5 protein-coding genes are annotated in these 6,063 nt (G+C 49.0%); 3 read left to right on the top strand and 2 right to left on the bottom strand.

What is annotated here, in order from left to right; genetic code table 11:
• Nucleotides 1-70, top strand: a 70-nt coding sequence (locus WFJ73_RS33480; protein ID WP_442955964.1) for an IS3 family transposase, incomplete at its 5' end; no start/stop codon positions are given.
• 140 nt (nt 71-210) lie between these two features.
• A complete protein-coding gene (locus tag WFJ73_RS25995) occupies nt 211-720 on the top strand; it encodes a tetratricopeptide repeat protein (RefSeq protein WP_336775850.1) in 510 nt (169 codons plus the stop codon).
• Nucleotides 721-1,128: 408 nt separating this feature from the next.
• Here the strand turns inward: WFJ73_RS25995 and WFJ73_RS25990 are convergent, their stop codons facing one another.
• Entirely contained in the window at nt 1,129-1,896 is a 768-nt protein-coding gene (locus WFJ73_RS25990; RefSeq protein WP_336775849.1) for a hypothetical protein, read from the bottom strand.
• Nucleotides 1,897-1,988: 92 nt separating this feature from the next.
• Entirely contained in the window at nt 1,989-2,534 is a 546-nt protein-coding gene (locus tag WFJ73_RS25985; RefSeq protein ID WP_336775848.1) for a GNAT family N-acetyltransferase, read from the bottom strand.
• 195 nt (nt 2,535-2,729) lie between these two features.
• On the opposite strand from WFJ73_RS25985, the gene WFJ73_RS25980 reads away from it, so the two are divergent.
• Nucleotides 2,730-6,032: an OmpL47-type beta-barrel domain-containing protein gene (locus WFJ73_RS25980; protein WP_336775847.1), complete on the top strand. Its 3,303-nt coding sequence runs from the start codon at nt 2,730-2,732 to the stop codon at nt 6,030-6,032.
• Nucleotides 6,033-6,063 lie beyond the last annotated feature (31 nt).

Here is a 6,063-nt window from a genome sequence, read left to right as displayed (position 1 = left end):
CAGATATCAATGGGGATTAAAAAAGATGACCCCTGTTCAATACAGGAATCATCTTTTGTCGGCGGCTTAACCCTTTTTTTCAAAGTGTCCTTGACGTAGGGTCCAGTTTATAATTGGGGCCTTCCTTTTTTTATAGGCATATTATTCCTTGAAACTGTGAGGGAATTCCATTACCTTGAATACATGAATATGATAGGGAATGATGAGACGATGACAAGAGACGATTTAAAAAGACTTATAGAACGCCGTGAAGAAGGACGAGCCAAGCAGGATCAAGAGATTTTAAGCGAGGTGCGCGGGCAGCTGTTAGAACTGCTTTCCTTGTACCCCGATGATGCGGAGATTAATTACCAGATGGGAATCGCCTGCGATAATTCCGGTCTAGGAGATAAGGCGATCCCTTATTATGTGCGTGCGATTGAGCTAGGCTTGTCCGGCGCCGATCTGGAAAGATGCCTGATGGGACTCGGCAGTACTTACCGTTACTGGGGAGAATACGATAAAGCGGTCGCGACTCTTCGCAAAGGGATGAAGGAATTCCCCGATAACCGCGCTATTCAAGTATTTCTCGCCATGGCGCTGTATAACAGCCAGAGCTACAAGGAAAGCGTGGAGCTTCTGATCACTAACTTAATGGAAAGCACCACGGACGAGAAGCTTCATTATTTCAAACGCGGAATAAATTATTACAAGGAAAATCTCGATGAAACGGCTGAGTAAACCCGCGCTTACCTTATCGGCCCCCGAATCATACGGGGGTCTTTTCCTCTTTTAAGAAAAGCTTTTTGGTCAATTCGACCACCTTAGTTTTCAAGAGCCTGTCCCCTAGTCTTCTCCCCGTGACTAGGAACAGAAGCGGATAAAATATTTCAAATGGTCGATTAGAGTTTTCTTCAGTCGAACTGATATTAATAAGGATACTAATTGGAACAAAGATAAGGAGAACCAAGATATAATCAATAAAGAATGCCAGTAGCCTACGCTTCTTCATTACTGCCCCTGCTTTCAACGTTAAGTTTTTATGGTATTTCTAAAAAAATACGTTATAAAGCAAATAATATCCTCCTTTCGCACGATAAGAAACTAAAACAAAAAAGCTGCCCCCCCTCTAACGGGAGACAGCCCTGGTTATACCATGGAATTCGCGATTTTCAGCAAAGTTTCCGGTTTGTATTTGACCTTCAAATATTTCTTGTTCCCGATAGCAAGCATATACTGCATCCCGTTCTTCTGAAACCTCAACTCATAGGCTAAATTATTATTTACCCTATAAAGTGCCTTGGTTCCATCTTTCAATGTGTAATACGCGTCATCGTTATCAAATTTGAACCGATCCAAATCTACGGTTACAGGGGCTGCTTTAACCTTAAGAAAACCGTTTATTTCATCGCTCCGATACAAAAGCTCAATCGAGCTGTCATCCTCGATAAAGCCATGAAATTCAGTAACTTTCCTAAAAGGCAGTTCGGTTAGGGTTAAAAGATGACGCTTGAATTTGGTTTGATATTCTCTTATTAAGCGTGCCTCGTCTGCCAGCGGATTAAAGCCCTCATATAAAACGTGAATCTGAGTGATACGGCCGTAGTTAACGGACAATTCCCATATATAAGCCAGTCGCTCGGTTTTTCGTTTCTCGTCATAGAAGCTCACCATAAGGATTTGTTCTCCGCTTATTGGCGAAGGCGCAAGCTTATAGCTTTGAGCGGAAACATGCTCCGGAATCTCGGGAATACGCACATAATCTTGATCGATAAAGCTTTGCGCTTTTTTATAGTCATTACGCGTAATGGCATTGGCGAATTCGATTGCAGGGTCATTCTCTTTGGCAAAAGCAGGCGTTCCGGCTAACGAAGTACATCCGAAGATTATCACAATTGTCCATATCCACTTTTTCAATAGCAAACACCTCATTGATGGGATACTTCTATTTATTCCCAAAATAAGAAGTTGAATGCGCCCTTGCTATCCACTGGACAAACGGCCGAATTTTATGGCCCTTCCCATTCCTCGCGCAAAATCCCCATCCGAATAGAATCGTAGTACTCGCCGTTATACAAGCGTACCTTGCGGATTCTTGCTTCCATCGTCATTCCAAGCTTCTCGGCGCAGCGGATCATTCGATTATTGCCCGACCAAGTGGTGAGCCCGACTCGCACGAGCGGCATCGCCCCGAACAGATAGTCGATCCATAACGTCAAAGCCTCCGTTCCGTAACCCCCGCTCCAATGCTCGGGGCTGTAGATCGTAATGCCAAGCTCAAGCCAAAGGGAAGGTCTGTCCTCCCAATAGTAGGATACGACCCCGATGATCTGTCCTTCCGATTCCATGATCAACATGGAAGGAACGTCATCGGCGGACAGCCGGACCTCCGTTTGGGCTTGAAAGGCTTCGAAATCTATTCGGTTATGAGGGAAATAAGGGGCGTCCCACTTTTTCCACTCCGGATTTTCTTCCCCGTATTTTAACTGCCACAGCCGGAACATATCTTCTCGTTCAATGGTTCTAAGCGCTAAGGTTTTGCCGTCGATACGCATGTTGTAGTCCTCCTTTCAACCTTTCTTCAAGTATACGTTAATGGCTGTCCTTCAAAAGAGAAAAAACAAATAAAACCGGAAAGAACACTACTTTTGAACTAGTCCGTGCGGTCCCTCTTTTACAATACCCTATCACACAAATCTGGAAGCACGTGGTAAACTAAACGCCGGAAAGATACAATGGGAGGTATGGTTATGGAGAGATTGCTTCAAGTGAGACACAAATGGCTAAAGCTGTTGCTGATGATGCTGCTGGTTGTGCCGGTTCAGTATCAATGGACAAGCAATAGCGCTCATGCGGAGGGACCATCGGATCCTGCCCCTTACATCAACGCTAAGGTCGTCAACGAGAATGCGGGCAAAAAGGTGTTGTTCGACAACACGCACGCACAAACGGCAGGAGCTGCAGACTGGGTAATCGACGGCGGATTCTCGGATTTCGCCAACGGGCTTGCCAACAATGGCTACTATGTCCAAGAGCTTCGCAAGTCTACCGCTTTTACGTATGACGATCTGAAAGGCTATGACGTCTTTGTTATAGCTGAACCTAACATTCCGTTCAAAACCTCGGAGCAAGCGGTCATGGAGCAATATGTCGAAGGCGGCGGCAGCATTTTCTTTATCGGCGACCATTACAACGCAGACCGGAATAAAAACCGCTGGGACGGCTCGGAGTCCATTAACGGCTACCGCCGCGGTGCATGGACGAATCCCGCACAAGGCATGAGTACGGAGGAAGCCAATTCCTATGCCATGCAAAATGTCGCAAGCTCGGACTGGCTGGCCGATAATTTCGGCGTCCGCTTCCGTTACAATGCGCTTGGCGACATTAACGCAACCAACATTGTGGCTCCAAACCAGGCGTTTGGCATTACGGAAGGCGTATCGGCCGTAGCCATGCATGCCGGCTCGACGCTTGCCATTATTGATCCGACAAAAGCAAAAGGCATTGCGTACCTGCCGCAAACGAACGAAGCATGGGCTAGCGCGGTTGACCAAGGGGTCTATAACGGCGGCGGGAAAGCGGAAGGCCCTTATGTAGCCGTATCCAAGCTTGGCGGCGGGAAAGCGGCTTTTATCGGCGATTCCTCCCCGGTTGAGGATGCAACGCCTAAATATTTGCGTGAAGATACGGGCGCGAAGAAAACAACTTACGACGGCTTCAAAGAAGTAAGTGACGGTGTTTTGCTCGTTAACCTTATCGACTGGCTGTCGACGAAAGAAAGCTATACAAGCCTGAGCCAAGTAAATGGCCTGCTGCTTGACCAGCCTACCGCTCTTCTTCCATTCGAGACTCCATCCCTGTCCACGGAGCCGCAGCCTGAACCATGGTCTGCTCCGAATGCAGGCTACAAATGGTATGACCGCACGACCTTTAAAGCCGGTTCTTACGGCGGCGCGACAGCTGCCTCCAATCCGGCGTACAGCTTTGTCCATCAGGCAACGCTGCCCAGCAGCGGAACGTCGTTCCCGGTTCGTGTCGTATTTAACAACCTGGCTCCTAATTCGACTGTGAGCAATTATCAGATTGGCGTTTACTTAACGAGCGGCGGCACTCAAATCGCTCAAGTGCAAAATGCAGACGGAACTTGGCCAACCGCTTACGGCTACAGCGCGAATTTTAGCGTTACGGCCGATGCTGCGGGACATGCTTATAAGGATTTAACCGTTCGCTTAAAAGCCGGTTCTACTGGCGCTGCTAATCTTCGCCTTAGACAAAATAGTACGAACCTGCTGACAGAAGGCGTTACGCTCGGCAATGTAGCCGCTGAGCCGCTTCCGGGCGATGAAGGCGGAATCCCCGCCAAAATCACCATTGCGGAATCCCGTGCCAAAACCGTGGGCGCTACCGTTACGGTTGAAGGCGTGGTGACGACGGAGCCCGGTATTTTCGGCGGACAAACCTTCTACCTGCAAGATCAGACAGGCGGTATTTACGTTTACCAGAACGCTGCCGGATATCATCAGGGCGATGTTGTCAAAGTAACCGCGACGACAGCGCTCTACAATACCGAGCTTGAGCTTGGAGATATTGTCGCCATCGAAAAAACAGGGACGGCAGCTTTGCCGGCCCCAAGCCCGGTAACCGCAGTGGACAGCTCCAATCAAGGCCAGCTGCTTCAGCTGAATGACGTGACGATTGCCAACATGATCTCCGCCACGCCAGCCGGCTCCTTCGAATTTGACGCTGTCAGCGGCAACGGAACGGTTAATCATATCCGTGTTGACGGACGTACCGGACTTACGCAAAGCAGCTTCCCTTACAACGTTGGCCAAAAGGTAACGATCACCGGCGTAGCCGCTATCTTTAAAGACTTGTTCCAGCTGAAGCCTCGCAGCCTCGCGGATTTCACGGTTGTACAGCCGGTGGATAACGAACCGCCAACCGCTGAAGCTACGCTGTCCGCTTCCCCTAATGCGGAAGGCTGGTTTAATCAGGATGTTCAAGTGAGCGTCACCGCTCGGGACAACTCGGAAGGTAAAGTAGATTCGTTTTACGCGTTAAACGATAACAGCTTTTCGGATTATACATCGCCCGTTAACGTAACCTCAGAAGGCAATCATACATTCTCTTATTATGCGGTGGATGCATCAGGCAACAAAAGCAGCGTGTCTTCGGTTCATGTTCGATTGGACAAGACCGCTCCAACAGCGGTACTAACGCAATCCGGCGGACAAGTGGCGGACGTTGTTGAGACGGCGACCCTTGTCTATGACCTTGCAAGCAGCGATTCGCTTTCCGGTGTTGCTTCGGAGCAGTTGCTCTTGGACAATAATGCGATTGCAAGCGGCTATTCTGTCGCAGCCTCCAAGCTTGGCATCGGAAGCCACACGGTCAAATACACGGTAACCGACAAAGCAGGCAATACCTCAACTGCAAGCTATACGTTCAAAGTGACAAGCAAACCGCTTGCCGCCGGTGCTCCGGGAACACCGGTCTTGTCCCATAACAACGGCTGGGATAACGGCCTTCAAGACGGAAGCTATACGGTAACGATGAACCTCTGGTGGGGCAATAACGGTTCAGAATACCGGCTGTACGAGAATGGCGTCCTGATCGATACCGTCGAATTGAAAGACGCTTCTCCTTCCGCCCAATCCGTTTCAACGAAAATCGCAGGCAAAGCTAACGGAACCTACACGTATTCGGCGGAATTGATTAATGCGTATGGCAAAACAACCAGCAGTACGCTGGTCGTCAAAGTAACCGATGCTTCCCCGGGCAAAGCGGTTCTGTCCCATGACAACTGGGATCAAGACGGAAGCTACAAAGTAACGATGAATTTGTGGTGGGGTACGAATGCCACGGAATACCGCTTATACGAGAATGGCGTACTTATCGATAGTCAATCGCTGAAGGATGTTACTCCTGCGGCGCAAAACGCCGTAACCGCCATTTCGGGCAAAACGTCCGGCACCTACGAATACCGCTGTGAGCTCGTGAATGCGGCAGGCGTTACCTCCAGCGATACGATTACCGTTACCGTCAAGAAATAATGGCTTAACAAACGATCGACAAGAAACCCCA

The sequence above is a fragment of the Paenibacillus sp. MMO-58 genome, assembly GCF_037146255.1.
Taxonomy (GTDB): Bacteria; Bacillota; Bacilli; order Paenibacillales; family Paenibacillaceae; genus Pristimantibacillus.
Note: the sequence above shows the minus strand (reverse complement) of the source record. Positions and strands in the feature narration are given on the sequence as shown.